This window comes from Streptomyces sp. PA03-3a (assembly GCF_033792735.1).
Classification (GTDB): Bacteria; Actinomycetota; Actinomycetes; order Streptomycetales; family Streptomycetaceae; genus Actinacidiphila.
Window position 1 is genome coordinate 32,016 of sequence record NZ_JARAVM010000025.1, and the last position, 23,823, is coordinate 55,838.

Annotated in this window: 24 protein-coding genes, 1 tRNA gene and 3 pseudogenes; 14 read left to right on the plus strand and 14 right to left on the minus strand. The window is 73.0% G+C overall.

The window, feature by feature from the left end:
• Positions 1–32 precede the first annotated feature (32 nt).
• Positions 33–473: an SRPBCC family protein gene (locus PV342_RS27305; RefSeq protein WP_018563593.1), complete on the minus strand. Its 441-nt coding sequence runs from the start codon at positions 471–473 to the stop codon at positions 33–35.
• Positions 474–520: 47 nt separating this feature from the next.
• Complete coding sequence (locus PV342_RS27310) at positions 521–1,570, minus strand: ATP-grasp domain-containing protein (protein ID WP_386997735.1); 1,050 nt, start codon at positions 1,568–1,570, stop codon at positions 521–523.
• Between the two features lie 249 nt (positions 1,571–1,819).
• On the opposite strand from PV342_RS27310, the gene PV342_RS27315 reads away from it, so the two are divergent.
• A complete protein-coding gene (locus PV342_RS27315; protein WP_400805628.1) occupies positions 1,820–2,806 on the plus strand; it encodes an alpha/beta fold hydrolase in 987 nt (328 codons plus the stop codon).
• A gap of 85 nt (positions 2,807–2,891) precedes the next feature.
• Here the strand turns inward: PV342_RS27315 and PV342_RS27320 are convergent, their stop codons facing one another.
• The gene (locus PV342_RS27320) at positions 2,892–3,596 is read right to left on the minus strand and encodes a 4'-phosphopantetheinyl transferase family protein (RefSeq protein WP_400805630.1); all 705 of its coding nucleotides are present in this window, start codon (positions 3,594–3,596) and stop codon (positions 2,892–2,894) included.
• Positions 3,593–4,018, minus strand: a complete 426-nt coding sequence (locus tag PV342_RS27325; RefSeq protein ID WP_500318987.1) for a RidA family protein — start codon at positions 4,016–4,018, stop codon at positions 3,593–3,595. The genes PV342_RS27320 and PV342_RS27325 overlap by 4 nt, the downstream gene beginning before the upstream one ends.
• A gap of 141 nt (positions 4,019–4,159) precedes the next feature.
• Between PV342_RS27325 and PV342_RS27330 the strand changes: the two genes are divergently transcribed.
• Entirely contained in the window at positions 4,160–4,375 is a 216-nt protein-coding gene (locus tag PV342_RS27330) for a DUF6296 family protein (RefSeq protein ID WP_018563588.1), read from the plus strand.
• A gap of 179 nt (positions 4,376–4,554) precedes the next feature.
• Here the strand turns inward: PV342_RS27330 and PV342_RS27335 are convergent.
• The 4 genes and pseudogenes from PV342_RS27335 to PV342_RS27350 all read right to left on the minus strand — a co-directional run.
• Positions 4,555–4,680: pseudogene (locus tag PV342_RS27335) on the minus strand (S1 family peptidase); the annotation flags it as partial.
• Between the two features lie 105 nt (positions 4,681–4,785).
• A complete protein-coding gene (locus PV342_RS27340) occupies positions 4,786–5,415 on the minus strand; it encodes an alpha-ketoglutarate-dependent dioxygenase AlkB (RefSeq protein WP_500318989.1) in 630 nt (209 codons plus the stop codon).
• A gap of 34 nt (positions 5,416–5,449) precedes the next feature.
• Entirely contained in the window at positions 5,450–6,340 is an 891-nt protein-coding gene (locus PV342_RS27345) for a sigma-70 family RNA polymerase sigma factor (RefSeq protein ID WP_500318991.1), read from the minus strand.
• 121 nt (positions 6,341–6,461) lie between these two features.
• Positions 6,462–7,172, minus strand: a complete 711-nt coding sequence (locus tag PV342_RS27350; protein WP_500318993.1) for a DUF2470 domain-containing protein — start codon at positions 7,170–7,172, stop codon at positions 6,462–6,464.
• 149 nt (positions 7,173–7,321) lie between these two features.
• Between PV342_RS27350 and PV342_RS27355 the strand changes: the two genes are divergently transcribed.
• Positions 7,322–9,292: a prolyl oligopeptidase family serine peptidase gene (locus PV342_RS27355; protein WP_500318995.1), complete on the plus strand. Its 1,971-nt coding sequence runs from the start codon at positions 7,322–7,324 to the stop codon at positions 9,290–9,292.
• 12 nt (positions 9,293–9,304) lie between these two features.
• Here PV342_RS27355 and PV342_RS27360 read toward each other — a convergent pair whose 3' ends face one another.
• Positions 9,305–9,955, minus strand: a complete 651-nt coding sequence (locus tag PV342_RS27360; protein WP_361001423.1) for a cysteine hydrolase family protein — start codon at positions 9,953–9,955, stop codon at positions 9,305–9,307.
• 569 nt (positions 9,956–10,524) lie between these two features.
• Between PV342_RS27360 and PV342_RS27365 the strand changes: the two genes are divergently transcribed.
• The 4 genes and pseudogenes from PV342_RS27365 to PV342_RS27380 form a co-directional block, all read left to right on the plus strand.
• Positions 10,525–11,748, plus strand: a complete 1,224-nt coding sequence (locus PV342_RS27365; protein WP_500318997.1) for a DUF6777 domain-containing protein — start codon at positions 10,525–10,527, stop codon at positions 11,746–11,748.
• 72 nt (positions 11,749–11,820) lie between these two features.
• Entirely contained in the window at positions 11,821–14,322 is a 2,502-nt protein-coding gene (locus tag PV342_RS27370) for a DUF4132 domain-containing protein (protein WP_500318998.1), read from the plus strand.
• Positions 14,319–14,642, plus strand: coding sequence for a hypothetical protein (locus PV342_RS27375; protein WP_500319000.1), 324 nt, complete (start codon positions 14,319–14,321; stop codon positions 14,640–14,642). The genes PV342_RS27370 and PV342_RS27375 overlap by 4 nt, the downstream gene beginning before the upstream one ends.
• 135 nt (positions 14,643–14,777) lie before the next feature.
• Positions 14,778–15,137, plus strand: a pseudogene (locus PV342_RS27380) (site-specific integrase); the annotation flags it as partial.
• Between the two features lie 191 nt (positions 15,138–15,328).
• Here the strand turns inward: PV342_RS27380 and PV342_RS27385 are convergent.
• A complete protein-coding gene (locus PV342_RS27385; RefSeq protein ID WP_500319001.1) occupies positions 15,329–15,658 on the minus strand; it encodes a hypothetical protein in 330 nt (109 codons plus the stop codon).
• On the opposite strand from PV342_RS27385, the gene PV342_RS27390 reads away from it, so the two are divergent.
• Positions 15,657–16,202, plus strand: a complete 546-nt coding sequence (locus tag PV342_RS27390) for a DUF5994 family protein (RefSeq protein ID WP_500319003.1) — start codon at positions 15,657–15,659, stop codon at positions 16,200–16,202. The two genes, PV342_RS27385 and PV342_RS27390, sit on opposite strands and share 2 nt — an antisense overlap.
• Positions 16,203–16,252: 50 nt before the next feature.
• A complete protein-coding gene (locus PV342_RS27395; RefSeq protein WP_400805648.1) occupies positions 16,253–16,498 on the plus strand; it encodes a hypothetical protein in 246 nt (81 codons plus the stop codon).
• 676 nt (positions 16,499–17,174) lie between these two features.
• Here PV342_RS27395 and PV342_RS27400 read toward each other — a convergent pair.
• From PV342_RS27400 to PV342_RS27410, 3 genes are all read right to left on the minus strand, one after another.
• Positions 17,175–17,600 (minus strand): hypothetical protein, encoded by a 426-nt coding sequence (locus PV342_RS27400; protein ID WP_500319005.1) that lies wholly within the window; start codon positions 17,598–17,600, stop codon positions 17,175–17,177.
• Complete coding sequence (locus tag PV342_RS27405; protein WP_500319054.1) at positions 17,600–18,103, minus strand: DUF5994 family protein; 504 nt, start codon at positions 18,101–18,103, stop codon at positions 17,600–17,602. Before PV342_RS27405 ends, PV342_RS27400 begins: the two co-directional genes overlap by 1 nt.
• Positions 18,104–18,315: 212 nt before the next feature.
• Positions 18,316–18,519 carry a hypothetical protein gene (locus PV342_RS27410; protein WP_500319007.1) on the minus strand — a complete coding sequence of 68 codons (204 nt, stop codon included), beginning with the start codon at positions 18,517–18,519 and terminating at the stop codon, positions 18,316–18,318.
• Between the two features lie 149 nt (positions 18,520–18,668).
• Here PV342_RS27410 and PV342_RS27415 point away from each other — a divergent pair.
• Positions 18,669–18,908: pseudogene (locus tag PV342_RS27415) on the plus strand (tyrosine-type recombinase/integrase); the annotation flags it as partial.
• 217 nt (positions 18,909–19,125) lie between these two features.
• Here PV342_RS27415 and PV342_RS27420 read toward each other — a convergent pair.
• Positions 19,126–19,197 (minus strand) — tRNA-Arg (locus PV342_RS27420).
• A gap of 242 nt (positions 19,198–19,439) precedes the next feature.
• Here PV342_RS27420 and PV342_RS27425 point away from each other — a divergent pair.
• The 4 genes from PV342_RS27425 (at position 19,440) to PV342_RS27440 (ending at position 23,817) form a co-directional block, all read left to right on the plus strand.
• Positions 19,440–19,877 (plus strand): response regulator, encoded by a 438-nt coding sequence (locus PV342_RS27425; RefSeq protein ID WP_500319009.1) that lies wholly within the window; start codon positions 19,440–19,442, stop codon positions 19,875–19,877.
• A gap of 75 nt (positions 19,878–19,952) precedes the next feature.
• Positions 19,953–20,933 carry an ArgS-related anticodon-binding protein NrtL gene (gene nrtL / locus PV342_RS27430; RefSeq protein ID WP_500319011.1) on the plus strand — a complete coding sequence of 327 codons (981 nt, stop codon included), beginning with the start codon at positions 19,953–19,955 and terminating at the stop codon, positions 20,931–20,933.
• 19 nt (positions 20,934–20,952) lie between these two features.
• Positions 20,953–22,344: a diaminopimelate decarboxylase gene (gene lysA, locus PV342_RS27435; protein WP_018563542.1), complete on the plus strand. Its 1,392-nt coding sequence runs from the start codon at positions 20,953–20,955 to the stop codon at positions 22,342–22,344.
• A gap of 126 nt (positions 22,345–22,470) precedes the next feature.
• A complete protein-coding gene (locus PV342_RS27440) occupies positions 22,471–23,817 on the plus strand; it encodes a homoserine dehydrogenase (protein WP_500319014.1) in 1,347 nt (448 codons plus the stop codon).
• The last annotated feature ends 6 nt before the right edge of the window (positions 23,818–23,823 follow it).

Below are 23,823 nucleotides of genomic sequence, written 5' to 3' on the forward strand. Positions count from 1 at the left end.
GCGGACCGCCGCACGGGCCGCACGGAGTCCGGCTAGTGCTCGCGCTCGACGAGGTCCTTGAAGCGTTCCAGGTCGCCGCGGACCGTGCGCTCGATCGCGCTGACCTGGGCGAAGCCCTTGGGGCCGCCGAAGGCGTCATGGATCTCGGCGGGGTCGTACTCCATGCGGACCTGGACGCGGCTGTGCTGCTCGTCGATCGGGAGGACCGAGCACGTCCCGGTGATCTCGGCACCGCCGCTGGTGCGCCAGGTCATCTCCCGGGTGTCGCTCCGGGCCTTGGTGCGGTCGGAGAACTCCGCGTCGAGCGAGTCGCCGCCGGTCCCCGAGACGCCGAGCCGGGCCCTGCCGTCCCCGGCGGCGCTCGCCTCCCGGACGCCCCCGACGAACTGCGGGTAGTCCTCCAGGCGGTGCAGGTGCCGCCACGCCACCTCGGTCGGAACGTTCAGGTCGATCTGCTCTTCGAGTCTGCTCATGAGCTGCCACCTGCCTTCCTCCCTCCAGCGTGCCTCGTGCCCCCGGCTCACGCCACGCTGACCTCCGGGACGTCAGGGACCTCGGTGACCGCTTCCGTCACGGCGACGCGGCCGCCGAGGCGGGGGGCGGTGAGCAGGCCGGCGTCGCCCCGGGTGAGGAGGCGGACGGCGGCCCAGGGGAGGTTCACGCCGGTGAAGGCGGTCTGGAAGATCCCCGCGGAGGGGCGGGGGTTGGCCTCCAGGAGGACGGGCTCGCCGTTGCGGTGGCGCAGCTGCACATTGGAGAGGTAGGCGAGGCTGAAGTGCCCCACGAGGCGGCGCGCGATCTCCGTGATCCCGGGGTCGTCCAGGAGCAGCCGGTAGCGGCCCTCCTTGGCCCGGGGGATCGCGGCCAGGAGCCGCCCGCCCGGCGCGGACAGGCAGTCGACGCTGATCTCGGGGCCCTCCAGATACGGCATGACGATCATGTGAGGAACGTGCTCGCCCTCGTCCGCGGCCCGCTTCATCGCCTGGGCGACCGCGTCGACCGAGGCCATGGGTCTGGCGGGGGCGAGCAGGTCGCGGATGCCCATCGGCCGGTCCTCCAGGATCCGGAAGCCGAAGGCCGAGTACTCGCCGGCGGGCTTGATGCACAGGGTCTCGCCGGTCGCCGCGAGTTCGTCCACCGCGGCCCGCAGGCCGTCGGCGTCCCGCACCACCCGCCACGGCGGCACCGGGATGCCGGCGGCGAGCGCCTCCTCGTACGTACGGCTCTTGCTGGTCAGCACCTTGACCGAGGCGAGCGGCGAGCACATCAGCCGGGTGCCCTCGGCGGCGAACGCGTCGGCCCGTCCGGCCAGCGCGGTCAGCCGGCGCGGCGGCACGAGGACGTCGATCCCGTGCCGGCGGCAGAAGTCGAGGGCGAAGTCGGCATAGGCGTCGTCACCGACGTGACGGGGCTCCACCTCGGCCACGTCGCACGCGGCCAGGGCGGGTGCCGAGGGGTCGACGTTGGTCCCGTGGATGCGGACGTCCACGGAGTCGGGGTTGCCGCGCAGCATCCGCATCACCTGGGTGGTGGCCACCCCCGCGCTGCTGAGCCATATTCGGAGGGCCAACGGACGCTCCCCTCATGCATGGGGCGCGGCAGGAAGGCATGCGGAAGCGCACGTTTCCGGCCGTCCGGGATCTTGTGTGAGGCGGATCATATCCGTGTTCGATGACGCCGGTGTTTCGCGTCCGCGGAGCGCGGAGGAAGAGCCGGCGACCCGCCGTCACTCGTCCGTCCCCCGGGAACGGGCGGGACGGGCACGGCGGGCCAAGGCTGGGAGGCGACAGCAGTCCCTCCGGCCGGAAGAGAGAGCAGCATGGCTGGGCCTTCCTCCCCCGCACCGCTGAACCGACGTCACATAGCGCGCGCGGGCTCGCTCGTCGCGGCGCTCGCCTCGACGGCGCTCGCCGCCGCCCCCGCCCTCGCGGCCTCGGTCGTCGCCGACGGCGCCGCCGGCGGGGCCCGGCCGACCGTCGTGCTGGTGCACGGCGCCTTCGCCGACGCGTCGAGCTGGAACCCGGTCGTCGAGCGCCTGGAGAACGCCGGCTACAAGGTCGTCGCCCCCGCCAACCCGCTGCGCGGGCTGGTCGGCGACTCCACCTACACGGCCAGCGTGCTGAAGAGCATCGACGGCCCGATCGTGCTCGCGGGCCACTCCTACGGCGGCGCGGTGATCAGCGGCGCCGCGGCGGGCAACCCGAACGTCAGGGCACTGGTCTACGTCTCGGCGTTCATGCCGGACGCCGGGGAGAGCCTGGGCGCGCTCGCCTCGCGGTTCGCGCCGAGCGACCTCGACTCGGCCCAGCGTCCCGTGCCGTACCGGGACGGGACGGGCAGCGGCACCGACATCTACATCCGCGACTCGGTCTTCCGCAAGGTCTTCGCCGCGGACCTGCCCGCGGCGGCGACCCGGCTGATGGCCGCCGAGCAACGGCCGATCGCGCTGCGGGCGTTCACCGACAAGGCACCCGGTGCGGCCTGGCGGACCATCCCCTCCTGGGCGCTGGTCGCCACCCGCGACCACGCCATCAACCCGGCACTGGAGCGCTTCGGGGCCGAGCGGGCGGGCTCGCACACCGTCGAGATCGACTCCTCGCACGTCGCGATGCTCTCCCACCCCGACGCCGTCGTCCGGATGATCCGCGAGGCCGCCGACAGCACGGCGTCCGGTTCCGCGGAACGCCCCGCGCTCGCCGACACCGGCCCCCGGGGCCGGGTCCTCACCGGCCTGGGCGGCGTCGCGAGCGTCGCCCTCGTGGCCGGCGCGGTCCTCGTCGCGGCCGTGCGCCGCTACCGCCGCTGAACGCCCGCGCGGTGGGGGTTCGCGCCCGCACCGCGCCGCGCTTCGAAGGACTCCCCGGCACCGGACCGGGCCGCGGGAGGGGGCCTCAGCCCAGCCGTACGGCGACGGCCGCGCGGTGGCCGTCCCCGACGGCGACATCCGAGAGCCACCAGCCCTTTGGGCCCGCGGCCGGGGCGGTGCCGGAGCCCACGTAGTCCTCGGACGGGTCCCTGGACAGGCCCGTTCCCAGGCCCTTCAGATACGCCTCCTTGCGCGCCCAGGCACGCGCGAAGGCCTCCCGGCGCTCCACCGGAGGCAGCACGCCGAGCTCGTCCACCTCCGCGGGGTGCAGCGAACGCCACACGCCGTCCACGGCCTCCTGGCCGGGCAGCGCCTCCACGTCCACCCCCACCGGGCTCGCGGCGAAGGCCAGCAGCGTCAGCTCCCGGGAGTGCGAGAGCGAGAAGTGCGGACTGCCGCCCTCCACGGCGGGGCGGCCGTGCGGGCCGCCGCAGGACGGGCAGGTCTCCCGGGTCAGCGGCACCGCGCCGGGCCGCGTCCCCAGATACGCCGCCAGCAGCAGGCGCAGCGCCACGTGCGCGGTGACATAGCTGGTGCGGTCGCGGTCGAAGTGGAAGGCGGAGGCCCGCTCGCGCTCCTCCCGGTCCAGCAGTCCGGGCGCCAGGTGGACGGCGGCGGCCGCGTTCGCCGCCGTGTCCACCAGGCACAGCCGCGGCGGATCGCCGGGCCCCGGCGGGGTGAGCCGCCGGGCCGCCGCCGCCACGGTGAACCGCTCCGGGACCAGGGTCACGGCCGGGCCGCCGGGACCGTGGACGCGGCCGGGACGATCGCGAACGCCTCGACCTCCAGCAGCAGTTCGGGCCGGAAGAGGGCCGCCACCTGTACCGCCGAACTGGCCGGGGGCCGCTCGGTGTCGACGTACGCGTCGCGCGCCTCGCGGACCGCGGGCAGGAAGGCGACGTCCGTGACGAAGAAGGTCAGCTTGACCACGTCGCCCCAGCCCGCCCCGGCGGCCGCCAGGCAGCGGTCGAGGTTGGCGAAGACCTGGCGCGCCTGGGCCGCCGGGTCGCCCGCTCCGACGAGCTCACCCCGCTCGTCCACCGCGATCTGGCCCGACACGGCGACGAACCGGCCCTCGCCCCACACGACGTGGCTGTAGCCGGGGCCCGGGAGCACACCCTCCGGAGCCGCGACGTGGGTGAGGTGCGTCATGCGTTCCCCCTTGATGATCGACACCGCTCCACTCTCCCACGGGGTCGATCCGGCGCCACAGCGGACGTCATGACCGGTGTCATTGGCCGGGGATTCTCTGGGCATAAATCGTCATATGGGCGGAGACAGGAGGTTCCCCTCATGAGTCATGCCGAAACCTACGATCTGACCTTCCCCGTCTCCGGCGACACCGTGGTCGTCAAGCGCACCGAGCGCAAGGGCGCCGGGGGGCACCCGGTGTACAGCGACGACACGGGCATCGTCCAGGCCGAGATCAGCGACCGGGGAGAAGTCCGCATGCTCGCGACGGGGGGGCACCAGCGCCACGACGTCCCCTCACGGGCGACGCCGCACTGAGTCTCCCGCCGCCCGCGGCGTCCCGGACCGGCCGCGCCCCGGCCGCCGGACGCCCGCGCGGCCACCCACCCCCGGTCGCCGTACGTGACCGCGCGGACCGGCTCGGTCGCCGGCGCCCGGCTCGACGTCGCCACCCGGGTTCCCGCCGGCGCCCGGCGCCGGCGTGGCGCGGTGCGGGGTCAGCCGATCTCGGCGCCGTACACCGCGAGGGCGTCCGTCACGGGCTGGAAGAACGTCTCCCCGCCGCCGGTGCAGTCACCGCTGCCTTGTCCGTCCCCGTTCCACGGGCCCTCCGCGCTCTCCCCGTCAGCCCGTCGCCGGGCCCTCCAGGACGTCGACTCCCGGTCGCGGGGCAATGGTGGAACGGAGAAGGGGCCGTTCCCCATGGTCGGGGGGGGCGGGCGGAGGATTCAGCGGACGCCGCGCGTGCGGAACTGGATGCTGATCCGCGGCCCCACGGCGCGGGTGCTCTTGGGGATCGCGTGCTCCCACGTGCGCTGGCAGGAGCCGCCCATCACCACGAGGTCGCCGTGCCCCAGCGGCAGCCGCATCGTGGCCGCGCCCCCGCCGCGGGGCCGCAGCGCCAGGTCGCGCGGGTCGCCGACGGACAGGATCGCCACCATAGTGTCCTGGGTCGCCGACCGTCCCGTCCGGTCGCCGTGCCAGGCGACGCTGTCCCGGCCGTCCCGGTAGAAGCAGAGCCCCGCCGTGACGAAGGGTTCGCCGAGCTCGTCCGCGTAGTGGGCGTCGAGGGCGGCGCGGGCCTCGTCGAGGACGGGGTGCGGCAGCGGGTCGCCCTCCCCGTAGAAGGCCAGCAGCCGGGGCACGTCGACCTCACGCTCGTACATCTGGCGCCGTTCGGCCCGCCACGGCACCGAGCCGGCCAGCTCCCCGAACAGGGCGTCGGCCCCCCGCAGCCACCCGGGCAGCAGGTCGAGCCAGGCCCCGCCGCCGAGCGCGGTCCGCCTGAGGTCGTCCAGCGGACCGAGCAGCATCTCGTCGGTCTGGTCGAAGAGCGATCCCTGGAGCGGTGCGGTCATGGTTCCAGGGTAGCCCCTCAATCGAACGTGTGCGCTATTCTCCGAACGCCGCCGGGTCGAGCCCGGCCAGCCGCTCGGGGTCGGCCAGGATGTCCAGCTCGACGACGAGGCCGTCCACGATCGTGAAGCCCAGGACCGACACCACCCGGCCCTCCGCCACGGTGACCACCCCCGGTGCCCCGTTGACCAGCGCCGGCCGCGCGTGCAGAGCCGCGTGCCGGAAGGCGAGCGCCTGGCTCGCGACCGTCCGTGCGCCGCGCACCTCCCGGGTCGCCCCGGGGAAGGCGGCGCCGGTGTCCGCGCGCAGCACCACGTCCGGATGCAGTACCGCGACCAGGGCCTCGAAGTCACCCGCGTGCGAGGCCGCCAGGAACGCCCTGACGACCTGCCGCTGACGGCCCAGGTCGGCGTCCGGCACCGGGGCCGCCCCCTGCACCCGGCGCCGCGCCCGGCTGGCCAGCTGCCGCGTCGCCGTCGGCGTGCGCCCCACCATCGGGGCGATGTCCTCGAAGGGCACCGCGAACATGTCGTGCAGCACGAAGGCGAGGCGCTCGGCGGGCGACAGCGTCTCCAGCACGACCAGCAGCGCCAGCCCCACCGAGTCCGCCAGCAGCGCCGCCTGCTCCGGGTCGCCGGCCGCGTCCGGCGGACTCACCACCGGGTCGGGCACCCGCACGTCGTGCAGCGGCGACTCGCCCCGGGAGGTGCGCGAGCGCAGCATGTCCAGGCACACCCGGCCCACCACGGTCGTCAGCCAGCCGCCCAGGTTCTCGATCCCGTCCGCTCCGGCCCGGTTCAGCCGCAGCCACGCCTCCTGCACGGCGTCGTCCGCCTCGGTCAGCGACCCGAGCATGCGGTAGGCCACCGCCCGCAGGTGCGCGCGGTTGTCCTCGAACCGCTCCGCCAGGAACTCCTCGCCGTCCATCGGTCCCCATTCCTCGTCGCGTTCTTTCGGCGCACTGACGAACCGGACGCTTCCAATGTGACAGAGGGGTACGACAGGGCGGGGCGCTGCGACGAGGGGCCGCGCTGCGCCCGCCGTCGGATCACCAGCCGGCGAACAGCCGCCCCCGGTGCGAGGCGCGCCGCGCGCTGTGGAGCAGCGCCTGGATCTGGTTCCCCGCCTGGTCCGCGCCCTCCAGCCGGGTCGGGAAGGGCAGCCGGGCGTCGGTGTGGCCGTTCCCGTACTCCACGCGCAGCGTGATCCCGTAACGGTCGACGGCCACGGGCAGGACCCGCCGCGCGCCGGGGACGGGGGCCGGCCGCACCAGCCGCAGGAGCAGCGGCACCAGCTCCGCGTGGTCGTCCACCAGGTGCGTCAGCATCCCCGCCTCGGCCGTCGCCAGCGGGTCGGCCTCCGCCGTCGCCAGCTCCGCCAGGCCCACGGAGGCGGTGCCCTCCGCCGTCTCCAGCGTCGCGTGCGCGAACTGCACGCACTGGCCGGCCGGGGCGTCCGCCCGGTACGGCGCGGCCGTCCAGCCCATGACGGTCACGCGGGCCCGCACCCGGTCCCGTACCGGGGTGGGGGCGACGTCGGTGAACTCCAGCGAGATCGGCGTGTCCTCGGGGCCGGAGGCCGTCTCCAGGGGGTGCAGATGGACGTGGCCGGCGAGCGCCCGCGCGGTCAGCCGGGTCACCTCCGTGCGTTCGCGGTCGGTGACCACGGTCATGGAGTGGGCCGAGGCGAGGACGGACTGGATGCGCTCGGCGCGCGTCGGCCGGGCGGGAGCGAGGGGGACGGTGGTCTTGCTGCGCATCCGGATCTCCGCGGTAGCTAAGTTAGGTTTGCCTAACCTAACCATATGTGCCCGGGTGGCGCCATCCCCGCGGTCCGCGCCCCGGCCGCGGCGCGGACCGCGGGCTGCGGCAGGATGTGCCCCGGTTCCAGAAGGAGGGCGAGGCCCAAGTGGACACTGTGGAGGGCACTTTGACGGCACAGAGCGAAACCCTGGCGCGGACGGTCGTGGACAGCGTGATACCGATGTTCCCGGCGGTGTCCCCGGACGGCCGCACCGTCGTCCACACGGCCCGGCCCCTCGCCATGGCGGACCGCCCGGCCAGTGCCCTGTGGGCGGTACCCGCCGACGGCGGCGCACCGGCACGGCGGCTGACCGACGGCACGACCTGGATCGGCGCCCCACGCTGGGCCCCCGACTCGGCGGCCGTCCTGTTCACCACCGCCGGGCAACTGCACCGCGTACGCCTCGCCGAAGACGGCGGACCGGACGGCCCCGCCGAGGCCCTCACCGCCTGGCCCGGCGGCATCGCGGACCACCTGCCCCTCGCCGACGGCCGCATCGTCGCCCTGATCGCCGCCGGCGAACCTGGCGAACCCGAGGACGACGAGGACGACGACGTGATGGTGTGGACCGAGCGGACGGGCCCCGAGCCCTCCGCCCGCCTGCGCCTGCTCGACCTCGACAGCGGCGCCGTCCGCACCGTCGACGGCCTCGGCGACCGGCACGTCGTCGAGGTGGCCGAGCGCCCCGACGGCGGCATGCTGGCCGTGCTCACCTGGGAGTGCGCGGAGGAGGACCCCGGCTCACTGACCGCACGGCTCCACCTCGTCGACACCGCCGCCTTCACCGTCCACGACCTCGGCCCGGCCGGGCACGCGGCGCGCCGCCCGGTCTGGTGGCGGGCCGGGGACGGCTGGCACCTCGCCCATCTGGCCACCACCCCGCCCGGACTGGTCGGCTCCCCGGCCGTCCTGGACCGCGCGGTCCCGGCGGACCCCGGGCACCAGGTACCGCCCGAGGCCCGCGATCTGACCGCCGGCATGACCGTCTGCCCCACCGAACTCCTCCAGGTCGCCGACGGCCCGCCCCTGGCCGTCTTCGCCGACGGCCTGGACACCGCGCTGTTCCGGCTCGACCCCGGTGAGCGGCGCTTCCGCCGTCTGCACACCCGCCAGGGCATCGTCCACGCCCTCACCGCGGACCGCACGGGCGGGACGGTCGCCGTGCTCGCGGGCACCGCGTACGAGCCCAAGGACGTCCACGCCGGACCGCCCGACGGCCCGCTCGCCCGGATCAGCGACACCAGGCCCGAGATCCGCGGCCTCCCCTGGGGCAGCCAGGAACGCCTCTCCTACAAGGCCTCCGACGGGCTCGCCCTCGACGGCCTGCTCCTCCTGCCACCCGGCCGCACCCGCGAGGACGGCCCCTTCCCGATGATCACCTTCGCGCACGGCGGCCCGTACGGGCGCTACACCGACGAATGGCAGTTCCACATCGATCTGCCCCCCGGCCAGCTCTTCGCCACGGCCGGTTACGCCGTCTTCCTCCCCAACCCCCGCGGCGGGCAGGGCCACGGCCACGCCTTCGCGGCCACCGCGGTGGACGGCGCGATCGGCGGCGCCGAGTGGACCGACATCACCGAGGGCATCGACCTCCTCGTCGCCCAGGGCGTCGCCGACCCCGGCCGCCTCGGCATCGGCGGCTGGAGCCACGGCGGCTACCTGGCCGCCTGGGCCGTCACGCAGACCGACCGCTTCAAGGCCGCGATCGTGGGCGCCGGCATCAGCGACTGGGGCATGCTGGCGGCGACCGGCGAGTACGGGGCCATCCATGAGTCGGCGGGCAGCGGAAGCGTCGGCTGGGAGGGCCCCGGGCCCCACGTCCACGACCGCGTCAGCCCCATCTCGTACGCCTCCCGCATCCGCACCCCGGTCCTGATCCTCCACGGCGAGGACGACACCAATGTGCCCGTCTCCCAGGGTGTCTTCCTGCACCGCGCCCTGCGCCACCACGGCGTCCCGCACGAGTTCGCCGTCTACCCCGGCGAGGGCCATATGATCGGCGGACGCGGCCACCTGCTCGACCTGCTGCGCCGCAGCCTTGCGTGGTACGACCGCTGGCTCACCCCGCAGCCCTGACGCACTCCGCCGCTACCGCCCCGCCCCGTACTCCTCGGGGCAGGGCGGGAGCACGTCGAGGAACTCCTGCGTGGTGAGGATGGCGTGGGCGTAGACCGGCGCGTTCACCTCGAAGGTCGCCTCCATCTCCGCCGGGCTGAAGGCGGCGATCGCGTCCCGCACCAGGGTCACGTGGTAGCCGAGTTCCTGGCCGAAGCGCGCCGTGGTGTCGATGCAGGTGTTGGCCCGCATCCCGATCAGCACGATCCGCGACACCCGGTGCTGCTTCAGCTGGAAGTCCAGGTCCGTGTTGGCGAAGCCGCTCGACGACCAGTGCTCGTGCACCCGGATCTCGCCGTCGACCGGCTGGAAGTCGGGATGGAACTCACCGCCCCAGGAGTCCCGCGCGAAGATCTGGCCCTTGACACTCGCCTCCTGCGCGGGGGACAGGTGCTCCCAGTCCTGGTAGTCCCCCGGGGCGGTGCGGCGGTGCGCGACGAAGAACGTCCGGATATCGCGGGCCCGGGTGGCCGCGAGCACCTGCCGCATGTGGTCGAGCAGCCCCACCTGCTCGGCCACCGTTTTCGCGCGCGCCCACAGCTTTCCGCCGTCGGACAGGAAGTCGTTGTACGGGTCGATCAGCAAGAGGCCGGTGTTCGCGCTGGAGTATCCCACTGCTTCCATGTACCGATTCTCGTCCCGGACCCGAGGGACCACCTGCGCAGCAGGTCAGAGCCGGTGCGGGCGGTCAAGCCACGAAAGGGCGGGACGTGACCCGCGATATGCTCCGGTTCCCTGGCGGAGGGAGTTTCGCGAATCCCCCACTGCCGAAACGCCCGTGAAACATCGAGCCGTTCCGGAATCCCGTGGCCGGTTCACTCCTCCCGGCGAGGGCGCACATAATGGGATGGGAGGGCGCACGGGAATCCACCTCACATTCCCGATGCCCTACGTCTGGGGAGAGTGCCGTGAGTTCCATACCTCCTCCGCCCGATCGCCCCGCCGGCCCTCCGTCCGGACCGCTGTCCGGCCGGCCGTCGGGAGAGCACCCGCCGGTGACACCGGGGCCCCCGCCCCCACCTGCGGCGCCACCTCCCGGCACCCCTCCACCGGCCGGACCACCCGGCCCCCCGGGCCCGCCGAGCGGCGCGGGGCGCGGCGGCGAGCCAGGAGAACCCGGCCGCCACCGCGGACCCCCCGCCCCGTGGTGGCGGGCCCGCCGTACCCTCCTCACCGCGGGCACCGCGATGGTCGTGGCGGTCGCGGTGATCTTCGCCTTCTCGTTCCTCGGCGGCACCAAGGGCGGCGGCGAGATCTTCCTCCAGAACGCCTCCGCCGCAGGCCCGGACCCCTTCACCCCCTCCACGGCGGGCGAGCCGGGAACCGCGGTCACCCCGACCATCACCCCCAACGAGTCCTCCGCCCCCGGCGGCACCCTCAAGGTCAGCGGAGCCCACCCGGGGCTCTACAGCGGCAAGCAGAACGAGGCCGCCTGCGACGTCGAGAGGCAGATCTCGTACCTCACCGGCGCCCCGGCCCGCAGCAAGGCCTTCGCAGAGACCCTCAAGGTCGAGCTGCAGGACCTCCCCGCGCATCTGCGCGCGCTGACGCCCGTTCAGCTGAACTGGGACACCCGTGTCACCAGCCACGGCTTCAAGGACGGCAAGGCCACGAACTACCAGGCGATCCTCCAGGCCGGCACCCCCGTCATGGTCGACAACCGCGGAGTCCCCGTCGTCCGCTGCACCTGCGGCAACCCGCTGAGCGCACCCGACGCCGTGGGCGGCACGCCGACGTACAGCGGCCGGCAGTGGGCGACCTTCCGCGCGGCGGGCCTGGTGGCGGTCGTCCCGTCCGACAAGCCGATGAAGACCCTGACGCTCTACGACCAGGACAGCAAGCGCTGGTTCGAGCGCCCCAGCGGCAAGGTCGAGGGCAAGCGCGACCACAAGGTCGAGCCCCCCGAGGGCCGGACCTCCGACTCCCAGGTGCCGGTGCTGCCGTCGCCCTCCACGGGCTCGCAGCTGGAACCGCCGGGGACGACGATGCCGCCGCCGGGCGAGGAGAAGAAACAGCAGGAGCAGCCGAAGGAGGAGCCCACGTCGCCCGGCACGCAGGAGCAGTCGCCGGAGAAGGGCAAGAAGGAGTCCCCGAAGAGCGAGGAGCCGAAGCAGGAGGAATCGCCGAAGCAGGAGGAGCCGAAGTCCCCGGACACCCGGGAGGAGTCCCCGAAGCAGGAGGAGCCGAAGTCCCCGGAGCAGCCGGAAAAGCCGGAGCAGCCGAAGACGCCCGAGCAGCCCAAGCCCCCCGAGCAGCCCGAGAAGCCTCCCTCCGAGCCCCCGCAGCAGGAGCCCGTACAGCCCGAACAGCCGCCTGCCAAGCCCAAGTCCTCCGGCGGCGACACGGGCGACCAGCCCCGGCAGCAGCCTCCCGCCCCGCCCAGGTCCCCCGCCGGACCGCCCCCCATGACCCGTTGACGCCCCGCCACCGACCGGCCCCGCCCCACCCGGAGCGGGGCCGCTGTCGGACCCGGCTGCCACCATTCCCGCATGCTGTACGACACCGTGCCGGCCGAAGCCCGCAGAAACGACGCGCTCGACGACGTACGATCCGGCGCCCTCGACCGCGCCCGGTGGCTTCTCGACCTCCTCGACCGCGGCCGCGCGGAGTTCCGGCTCGCCTCCGGTACCCGCAAGGGGGAGTACCGGCGGCTGGAGGAGCTGCACGCGGGGATCCGCGCGGAGATCGACGAGGGCCTCGCGACCCGGTCCGACGACGAACTGCGCGCCGCCGCCCTGTCCCTGCTGCTAATGGCCCGCCCGGACGGCTCCGGCGTGTGGCACTACCGCGACCGGGTCGCGTCCCTCGTATCCCACCAACGCGGATGGACGTCCGACGAGGTCGCCGTCATGCTGCTGCGCGTCGGCGAGTACCGGGCGGGCCACTGGCTCGCCGAATCCCTCGGGGCGGTGCTCGACGCCGTCGACCGGCTCGACACCGACGGCCGCCGCGCGGTCACCCCCCACCTGCGCCAGGCATACCGAAGGCTCATGGCCGCGGAAGTCGGCGCGGACGCGCGTGGACAGCTCGGCCGGCGCCTGCGCGCGCTGCTGGCGGACGAGGACGCCGCCATGCCGGACGAGCTGATCCCCGCGGACGCCCTGTGGGCCGCCGCGCTGCGCGAGCACGCCGACACCGCGCCCACGCCCGAACTGGCCGCCCTCGTCCGGCACCTGGCGAGCCTGACGGGGCCGCGCCCGTCGCAGCGCTGGCGAAGGACCTGCCTGGCGCTGAGCGACGCGGCATCGGCGCGCGGCACGACGGCGGAGATGCTGCGGGCGCTCGCCGAGGACGCCCCGCTGTGCAGCAGGACGGACGGGGCGCCCACCCCATGGCACGGCGACGGCTTCCACCTCCACTACGTCGTCGGGCAGAACGACGGCGACCTCGCGCGCGGCGTCGTCTGGGCCGCCTCGCTCACCGCCGGCCCGGCCACGGCCGGCCACCTCGCCGCCCTCGCCCTGCGCACCGGCGGACCCGGATCCGACGTGATCGATGACCTCAAGCTCGCGGGAGCGGCGATCAACGCGCTCGCCGGGATCGACGACCCCGCCGCGCTGGAGGACCTGTGGCGGCTGAAGACGAAAATCAAGCACCGGGCGCTCCTCAAGCAGCTCGACACCGCCCTGGCGACGGCCGCCGCACGGCAGGGCATCACTGCGGCACAACTGATCGAGCGCAGCGTGCCCGGGCACGGCCTGTCCCCGGACGGCACCCTCGTCCGCGAACTGGCCGGCCACCGCGCCCGGGTGGCGATCGACGACGCCGCCACCGTACGGCTCACCTTCACCGGCCCGGACGGACGGACGTCCCGTACGGCCCCCGCCGCGGTCAAGGCCCGGTGCGCGGACGAACTCGACGAGCTCAAGCTCCTGACCAAGCAGGTACGGGCCACGCTGTCGGGGGAGCGGGCCCGCCTCGAAGCGCTGATGTCGGCCGGGCGCACCTGGCCGTACGAGGAGTGGCGCCGCCACTACCGCGACCACCCCGTGACCGGCGTCCTCACCCGGGGCCTGATCTGGGAGGCACGGGACGCCCAGGGCGACTGGCACGCCGTGGCACCCATGAGCGAGCCACCGGGCGAGCCCTCGCAGATCCGGCTGTGGCACCCGGTCCACGCGTCCCCGGACGCCATCGCGGCCTGGCGCGCCCATGTGGTCGCCGCCGGGCTGCGGCAGCCGTTCAAGCAGGCGTTCCGGGAGATCTACCTGCCGACCCCGGCGGAGGAGGAGACCGGCGTCTACTCCAACCGCTTCGCCGCGCACATCGTCGACTACCCGAGGCTGTACGCGCTGTTCAAGGAACGCGGCTGGCAGGCCGGCTTCCTCGGCAACTTCGACGGCGGCCACGACGGTCTGGCCCGAGGCGAGTTCGGCGACGGCGGGTGGCGCGCGTGCCTCCACCACGAGCCGGCCGGCTTCGACGCCGGCGACGCCCCGGACCACGCCGCGACCGACCAGGTCAGGTTCGAGCGCCGCGACGGCCGGCGCTGGCGGGAGGTCCCGCTGGCCGAAGTGCCGCCGCTGGTCTTCAGCGAGGCGATGCGCGACGTGGACCTCTTCGTGGGCGTCACCTCGATCGCGGCCGACCCGACGTGGACCGACCGGGGGGAGGACCGGTACGACGCGTACTGGCGGTCCGCGTCCTTCGGGGAGCTGACGGCGAACGCGGAGATCCGCCGCGAGGCCCTGCAGCGCATCGTGCCGCGCCTGAGGATCGCCGACCGCTGCACCCTGGAGGGCCGCTACCTGACGGTCCGGGGGGATCTCACGACGTACCGGATCCACCTGGGCTCCGCGAACGTGCTGATGGCACCGGACGACGCGTACCTGTGCATCGTCCCCGCCCGGCGCAAGGCCGACCGAGGCGTCTTCCTGCCCTTCGAGGACGACCGGCTGGCGCTGATCCTGTCCAAGGCGGCGCTGCTGGCGGCGGATTCCCGGATCACCGACCCGACGATCCTCCGCCAGATCGAGCGAGCCGCCCGATGACCACGGTGACGTTCCAGGACGAGACGGCCGGGGGCGAACCCCTCACGGCCCTGGAGATCGGCGGCCTCCCGGACCGCATGACCGCCCGCGAGCTCCTCCACCTCCGCGTCCGGGAAGAGGTGACGCGGCACAACGCGGACCCCGCCGCCACGCCCCTCGTCCGGCTGACGGAAGCCGCCCGCGCGGAACGCGCCTTCCTGTCGAACGCCTTGTTCGTCCTGACCCCCACCCACCAGGTCACCGAGCTGGACGAAGTCATCGACCTCACGACGACCCCGACCCTGACCTTCCTCCGCCTCGTCCCGCTGGCCGGGGGCTGACCCCGGCCGCCGACCGGGGACGCGGGAGGCGGCGGGGGATGTCCGCCGGTCAAGCCCCGGCAGGCGGGCGTCCGAGCCCCGTGGCGGCCCCGGTCGCGGTGGGCCAGAAGGGGCAATACGCTCACAGGGGTCGCCAGGATGGTGGCCATCCTCCGGGAACACCTGGACACCTTCGGGACGGCCGGTGACGGGCGCCTGTTCTTCAGTGAGGGCGGGGGAGTGGTCTCCTCGTCCTCCTACTACCGGGCCTGGCACGAGGCTCGGCTACTGGCGCTGCCGCCGGCTGTGGCCGCCTCACCGCTCGCCCAGCGTCCCTATGACCTCCGGCACTCGGCGCTGTCGACCTGGCTGAACGCTGGCGTGGACGCCACCGAGGTTGCCGAACGGGCGGGCAACAGCGTGGAGGTGTTGCTGAGTCGGTACGCCAAGTGCATCGACGGGCGGCAGGAGGTAGCGAACCGCCGTATTGAGGACCTGTTACGCGAGTACGAGTGACACCCGCCTGATTACATCTGGGGCCCCTGACAAGTTGTCCAGGGGCCTCCTTATTCTGTCCGTCAACGTGACTCGATGGCCTGAGCTGGCTCGGCGGCGAGTAGGTGCAGAAGATTTCTCCGCTCGCTATCGGGGACATTGGATATCTGCGCACGAGTCTGCTCGAAGTGGGGTCGACCTTGACGCCGAGGTCATGTCGCAAAGGTGACCTTTAGCAGGTGCACGCCATCGGAGAGCGGGCCGCTGAACCATGCCTTCGCCCGTTCACAGGCTCCGTCGCGGTCAGCCCTGCTCGGCAACTGCTCGACCACTGAGTACCCGACTCCGAGCGCCCTGTTGAGCTCCGAAGCTACGCGCAGGACGTCCTTGGCAAGCGCCATCTGTGCTTGAGCCAGTCGGCATGCCGGTGTGGGGAGTACGGTGAAGGCGACAAGGAACGCGGCCTGCCGACAGCCGAGCCGAATCGACTTCGGGATCTCGGCGTACGCGGTGGCCAGCCTGCTGACGAGCGAGAACGCCATGGTCGACTCCGACACCCCCCAGCTTCCCGGAATCCTCCCCGAAGAGATCCAGCGAGCGGTGAAACCCGGGACGGCGCTGCTGAGGCTGGAGACGACCCGCGACCGCCAGGGAATCCTCGACGGTGCGTGGTGGCCGCGTTCCCGCGACATCGCTGCGGAGCTTCCCAGCCTGATCACCGAGTTGGTCCGTCATGTGGGCCCCATCACGCGTGTCGGCCTGGACGCGAGCGCCTGGGACGAACTCCCCACGCGCCTGACCATTGACGACCGTATCGTGCACATCGACTCCTTCCCCGTCGGCGACGACACGGTCCTGATCACCCGTGGCGACCGGGACCACTTCTCCCTGCTGGTGGTTCCGCCACAGGCAACTTCTGATGCCGCGCGCGCCGCGATGGCCAAGGCGGTAGAGGCCGGCAATGTCACGGGGGCCGAACAGATCCTCATTGACACAGGCACCAATCCGGATCGTCCGGGGCGCGCGGGGGATGCGGGCACGTCCGAGAACCCGACGATCCGACGTGACGGTGCGGCCGGGGCATGATCGTCGCTGGGCTTGTGTGACAGCCGGGTGATCAGGGATATCGTGAAGATATGTCGGTTTATGTCAAGCTTGTGCTTGAAGCGCGGTCGCCTGCGGAGCCTTCCCAGGGGCCCCTGGACATGCAATACGAAGACAAGCCAGGGCTGGCGACGTACGAGTACGACGTGCACGCCAGCGGGGCCTTGCGGATCCTGCGCGTCTCTGAGAACACGCCGCACATCATTGAGGGATTTTTCGGGCCCGGCGCATGGCTGCAGGTCACGGGCACGTATCTCCGAACGGGCTCCCAGTACTGATCGGCGGTCGGTGCCCGTTCGACCGGGGCGCCAATACGCATAGAGATCGTGGCGTACCGGTGAACACAACGACCCCGGCGCATTCACACGCCAGGGTCGCCCTTCCAAACTGCCGCACGTGAGAGTGCGCCAGTTCACCCCACATTCTACTACTGCCGAATTCCCGACGCTGAGACACGATTACCGATAGAGCCACATCCCCGCGCCTGCCGTACGTCCGGGCGCGCGCCGGTATGGCCGTATGGGTCCCGCCCACGGGGAACAGCCCGAGCCCGCGGACGAGGGTGCTGTCGCGGATCGGTCGGGTGACGCCGGGCGGGCCGGGTTCGCCGGCCCCAGCCGCCTGCCGGCCGCCCGATCGGGTACGGGTCGGTAAATCACCCCCCAGGCGGTTGCCGGCGGCCAGTCGGCCCGGCGGGCCCGGGCGGCGTCCGCTCGCTTGAGGGCCTCCGCAGCCGCATAGCCCGTATCACCGCGGCTCGCCGCCGCGCGAGGCGGAATCTCTCCCGCGTGCGGACGGCCGGTGGGGTCGGCGTCTCCCGTGCCCGCTCCGGACTGGAACGATTCCACGGTCAGCGGGGCCTGGGTGGTGTCGACCGGGAGGTGCAGGCAGCCGCCGTCGGGGGATGCCGGGTAGCTGTGCTGTTCCGTACCCGCGAAGGTCTGTCGAAGCGTTTCAGCGACCCGGCGGGCGGCCTCTGGGGGAGGCGGCGATGACACGGACCTCGGCGAGCGCGGTCCGGGGCGGCGCCGTCCGGACGATGTACGCCGCGCACGGCGGGCGGTCCGTGACGGTGACACGACGGGGCGAGGCCACCAGCCGTGCGGGTCGCTGGACACTCGCTGCCGTCGCGCCTGTGGTTCGCAGCCGACGACGACTTCCGCCTCGCGGCTCTTCCTGAACCGTCCCGGCCGGTGAGTCAGCGGAATCGCCTGTGTCTTCCTCTGGGACGGCGACGGTCCGGCGACGGCGGTTCGGAAGGAGATCGCCGTAGCGGAAAGCGGCGATCCGCTGGTCATGGCGCTCGTTGAGCGCACGGATGAGGAAGGTACCCACGACGATCATCGCGACGAGCACGGCCAGGCCGACGAGGATGTTCATCACGCCCACATCCCCCCGGCACGGCCCGGCATCATCGCGGCCGCATCGGCCGCGGACGGAGTTCCGCCCTCCGACTCCCAGTCGGCTTCACCTCTGCGGTCGATGCCTATCGCGCGAAGGCGTTCGTCGTCCGCCATGAGACCGCTCGCGGTGAGCCGGCATCCGGGGTCGCCCGCGGCTGCCATCAGCCGGGTCGCTGCGGCCAGATCACATTCCGGCGGAACGACCAACAGATCCAGACGGCCGGTGGTGTAGGAGAGCAGCAGCAGTTTGTTCGGGTCCTGTTCGGCGAACCACCCGACGTGGACGACATGTCCCGAGGCGGGCACCCTGTGCGGGATCACAGGCCAGAGCGAGGGGTGCTCCGCGACTCGGGTCACCCGCGCCCAGCGACGGTCCAATGTGTCGATCAACGCCGGGAGTTCACGGGTGAGATCGCGAGAACGAGGCCACCAGGCTCCGTCCAGAAGACCCCGGGCGGCGCCGGCCGGCTTCAGTGCCAGCCGAAGCGGGGCATCGGTGGTGAAGAATCCTGCCCATCAGCGACGAGCGGTCGATCGAGTACGACATCCATGACACGGACCTGACTCCGGGCGCGTTTTCCCGCTTGCCCGAGATGGTCGTTCGCCGGGCACGACACCGGCATGAGGGCCCGTGTGCGAAATGCTCCTGGTATTTCAACCCTACTCAGATGGGGACCCGACGGGGCCACGGTTCACTCGCGGGTTTTCGAGGTCCGGGCGTCGGTGACCGCGATGAGCCCGTGGAGAAGCACGTCCTCGACGGAGACGTGGTCCGGATCCGCCGTGGCGAGGGGCCGCTGGACCAGATCCCGAAGTACGAGAGCTTGGTCCCGGGGCAGCAGCCTCGGGTCCTGGTCCGTGTGGGCGGCCAGTGGCGTGACGGCGTGGCCTGGCACAAAGTCCGGTACCGCGACGGGCGGCACGCAGTCCAGGTGAAGATGACGTTCCTGGAGGGCGACGGCTTCCCCGTCGTGTATTGGCGGAGTAATGGTGGAACCCGGATGCGATTCGGCTCGTCCGCTGATCGTCGGCCCGGGCCTGGTAGGAGGCCCGCCTGCCAGCGCTACCGCTGGCGGCATCGCCGCTCGCCCGGCGGCCCTACGACCTGCGGCACTCGGCGCTGTAGACGTGGCTGAACGCCGGCGTGGACGCCACCAAGGTCGCCGAACGGGCGGGCAACAGTGTGGAGGTACTGCTGCGTCGGTACGCCAACTGCATCGACGGCTGGCAGGAAGTTGCGAACCGCCGCATCGAGGACGAGGACCAGCTGCGCGAGTGTGAATGACGAGCCGCGGACTTCTGCGATCCTGGCCCCTGGACCTCTCCGGGGGCCTTCGCCGTTTTCGGGGACTGACCTGCACCGATGCTTCAGGATCCCGTGCACGGATAGTCCACAGACCCCGTCCTACGGCCACTTTCGGCGGCACACGGCTGCGCATACGCAAAGACCCCGCACTCAGCGTCTTGGCTGGTGGCGGGGTCTTTTGGCACCTCGTGCGAGGTGCCCCCGGCAGGATTCGAACCTGCGCACACGGCTCCGGAGGCCGTTGCTCTATCCCCTGAGCTACGGGGGCGTGTCGTCCACCGTGGCGGCGACGGGTGAAACCTTACCAGCCTGGAAGGGGTGTCCGTGTACAGGGTTTCCGGGGAAGCGGGTTGCGGGAGGCGGCGCGACGAAGAGCGTGCCCCGAGCCGCGTGCCCGTGGCATAGCCCATGGCGGCGGGGCGTGTCCGGCACCCGCCATGCCGTCCCCTGGTCGGGGAAGGAATGGGGAAAACGCGGACGCATCCGATCCGGCGCGCCTAGGCTCTGAATGTGCCGGGCGTGTCCGGCCGGGTGCTTGTCGTCGACGACAACAAGGTCATCCGGCAGCTGATCAGGGTCAACCTCGAGCTGGAGGGCTTCGAGGTCGTGACCGCGGCCGATGGTGCCGAATGCCTGGACGTCGTGCATCAGGTGCGCCCCGACGTGGTGACCCTCGACGTCGTCATGCCGCGCCTCGACGGGATACGCACCGCGGCCCGCCTCCGCTCCGACCCCCGCACCCGCGACGTGCGGATCGTCGTGGTCAGCGCCTGCACCCAGGCCGAGGTGGAGAGCGCCGTCGCCGCCGGGGTCGACGCCTTCCTCAGCAAGCCCTTCGAGCCCGGCGAGCTGATCCGCGTCGTACGGCGGCTCGTCGGCGTTGGCGTTGACGCTGACGCCGACACCTCCCAGGAAGGCGCGCCGGCAGGCACCCCCGGCAGTGCGTGACCGGCGGTGAGCGGCGGTGACCAAAGGGTGAAACCCGTTCGCGTCCGCACCCCCCTCCTCGCCTACGCTTGCGCTGTGACCCCCGCTGAGCTCTCCCGCACCGTGCTCGCCACGGTCCGTCGCGCCGTCGAGGCCGACGAGCTCAGCCTCACGGGCCCGGTACCCGAGCGGGTCGTCGTACGCCGCCCACCGCGCCCCGGGTGCGGGGACTACGCCACCAACGTGGCCCTGCAACTCGCCCCCCTGACCGGCGCAGCGCCGCTCGCCGTCGCCGACGTCATCGGCCGCCGGCTCGCCGCCGCCCCCGGCATCGCCCGGGTGGACGTCGCCGCACCCGGCTTCCTCAACATCACCCTCCAGGGGGAGTCCCACGAGGCCCTCGTCGCCCTCGTCCGCGAGCAGGGCCGCCGCTACGGCCTCGGGGAGCACCAGGTCGGCGGCCCTCCCGCGCCCACCGGCGAAGCCCGCGCCGACGCCTACGCCGCCGCCCTCCACCGACTGCACGCCGCCACCGGCATCGAGCCGCCCGCGCGACGCCGCCCGCACCCCGTACGCCAGACCCCGGACGAGCTGCTCCGCACCCTCGGCGCCGACGCCACCGCCTGGGCCCTGCTGCGCCCGCCCGCCGAGGACGCCCCCCGCACCGACGCCGCGGAGCACCTGGAGCAGCGCGAGAGCAACCCCCTGTTCCTGGTCCGGTACGCTCACGCCCGCAGCCGGGCCCTGCTGCGCAACGCCCACGACCTGGGCCTGGAGCCAGGCGCCGCATCCGGCCGCCGGGACCCCGCGGAGACCGAACTGCTCGGCCTGATCGCCGACTTCCCCCGCACCGTGGAGGCCGCGGCCCGGCACGGCGCGCCCGACCGGGTGGCGCGGCTGCTGGAGCGCACCGCCGACGCCTTCCTGCGCTTCCACGACGCGTGCCCGGTCCTGCCGAAGGGCGAGGAGAAACCCTCGGCCGTGCACGGGGCCCGCCTGGCGCTTGCCGACGCCGCCGGGACTGTGCTCGCCAACGGCCTGACCCTGCTCGGCATCAGCGCCCCCCGACACCTGTGAGAGCAGAGAGCACGAGACGATGAGCCGTTCCGCACACCCCGCCGGGCCCCGCTACGCCGACGTCCTCCCCGAGGGCCACTACGCGGCGCCGCCCGCCGACCTGAACACCCTGGACCCCCGGGTCTGGGCCCGTACCGTCAGCCGGGACGCCGAGGGCGTCGCCACCGTGGGCGGGCTGGACGTCCGCGCCCTCGCGGAGGAGTTCGGCACCCCCGCCTACATCCTGGACGAGGCCGACTTCCGGGCCCGCTGCCGCGCCTGGCGCGAGGCCTTCGGCGCGGACGCCGACGTCTTCTACGCGGGCAAGGCGTTCCTGTCCCGCGCCGTGGTGCGCTGGCTGCACGAGGAGGGCCTCAACCTCGACGTGTGCTCCGGCGGCGAGCTCGCCGTGGCGCTGTCGGCGGGGATGCCGGCCGACCGGATCGCGCTGCACGGCAACAACAAGACCACCGCGGAGATCCGCCAGGCCGTCGAGGCCGGGGTGGGGCGGATCGTGGTGGACTCGTTCCAGGAGATCGTCCGGGTGGCGGACGCCGCGCAGAAGGCGGGCCGGCGGCAGCGGGTGCAGGTCCGCGTCACCGTCGGCGTCGAGGCGCACACCCACGAGTTCATCGCCACCGCGCACGAGGACCAGAAGTTCGGTTTCTCGCTGGGCGGCGGGGACGCGGCCGAGGCGGTGCGCCGGGTGCTGCGCCTGGACTCGCTCGAACTGGTCGGCATCCACTCGCACATCGGCTCGCAGATCTTCGACACCTCCGGTTTCGAGGTGGCGGCGCACCGGGTGATCGGCCTGCTGCGGCAGATCCGCGACGAGCACGGGGTGGAGCTGCCGGAGATCGACCTCGGCGGCGGCCTCGGCATCGCGTACACCCCGGACGACGACCCGCGCGAGCCGCAGGAGATCGCCAAGTCGCTGGGGGAGATCGTCTCCCGGGAGTGCCGGGGGGCTGAGCTCGCCGTCCCGCGGCTGTCGGTCGAGCCGGGCCGGGCGATCGTCGGCCCGACGGCGTTCACCCTCTACGAGGTGGGCACGATCAAGCCGCTGGAGGGCCTGCGCACCTACGTGAGCGTGGACGGCGGCATGTCCGACAACATCCGCACCGCGCTGTACGACGCCGAGTACAGCGTGGCCTTGGTGTCCCGGTCGAGCGACGCCGAGCCGATGCTGACCCGGGTCGTCGGCAAGCACTGCGAGTCGGGCGACATCGTCGTGCGCGACGCCTTCCTCCCCGCGGACCTGGCGCCCGGCGACCTGCTGGCGGTGCCGGCGACGGGCGCCTACTGCCGCTCGATGGCCAGCAACTACAACCACGCCCTGCGCCCCCCGGTGGTCGCCGTCAAGGACGGTGCGGCCCGGGTGATCGTCCGGCGCGAGACGGAAGAAGATCTCCTGCGTCTCGACGTCGGCTGACGTGAAATCTCACATAGAAGGAGACCGGTCTCGCGATCCGGACAGCACGTGGAAACTTCCGTCCGGTGCGTGAGACTGGGACCGTCCAAGAGGCTTGCAAGAGCTGAAACCGCGAAGCGAGGTCGGATGATGCGTACGCGTCCGCTGAAGGTGGCGCTGCTGGGCTGTGGTGTGGTCGGCTCAGAGGTGGCGCGCATCATGACGACGCACGCGGACGACCTCGCCGCGCGGATCGGCGCTCCGGTGGAGCTCGCCGGGATCGCCGTACGGCGGCCCAACCGGGTGCGCGCGGGAGTGCCCGCGGAACTGCTCACCACGGACGCGACCGCCCTGGTCAAACGCGGGGACATCGACGTGGTCGTCGAGGTGATCGGCGGCATCGAGCCCGCCCGCTCGCTGATCACCACCTCCTTCGAGCACGGCGCCAGTGTGGTGTCCGCCAACAAGGCGCTGCTGGCCGCGGACGGTGCCGCGCTGCACGCCGCGGCCGTCGAGCACGGGGTGGACCTCTACTACGAGGCCGCGGTCGCCGGGGCCATCCCGCTGATCCGCCCGCTGCGCGAGTCGCTGGCCGGCGACAAGGTCAACCGGGTGCTGGGGATCGTCAACGGCACGACCAACTTCATCCTCGACAAGATGGACACCACCGGCGCCGGCTACTCCGAGGCGCTGGACGAGGCCACCGCCCTGGGCTATGCCGAGGCCGACCCGACCGCCGACGTCGAGGGCTTCGACGCCGCCGCCAAGGCCGCGATCCTGGCCGGCATCGCCTTCCACACCCGGGTGACCATCGGCGACGTGCACCGCGAGGGGATCACCGAGGTCACCGCGGCCGACATCGCCTCGGCCCAGCGGATGGGCTGCACGGTGAAGCTGCTCGCGATCTGCGAGCGCAGCGCCGACGGGCGCTCGGTCACCGCTCGCGTCCACCCGGCGATGATCCCGCTGACGCACCCGCTGGCCAGCGTGCGCGAGGCGTACAACGCGGTCTTCGTGGAGGCCGCGGCGGCCGGCCAGCTGATGTTCTACGGCCCCGGGGCGGGCGGCTCGCCGACGGCCTCGGCGGTGCTGGGCGACCTGGTGGCGACCTGCCGCAACAAGCTGGCGAGCACCACCGGGCCGGGCGAGTCCGCGTACGCGCAGCTCACCGTGGGCCCGATGGGCGACGTGGTGACGCGGTACCACATCAGCCTGGACGTGGCGGACAAACCGGGCGTCCTGGCCCAGGTGGCCACGGTCTTCGCCGAGCACCAGGTGTCGATCGACACGGTTCGTCAGCAGGGCAGGAATCCGGTCGGCGACGGAGTCGCCGCCGAACAGGGTGGCGGCGGGCGACGGGAGGGCGGGGAGGCGTCGCTCGTCGTCGTCACCCACCGGGCACCGGACGCGGCGCTCGGGGCGACCGTCGAGGCGCTGCGCAGGCTCGACACCGTCCGGGGCGTCGCGAGCATCATGCGTGTGGAAGGGGAGTAACCCAGC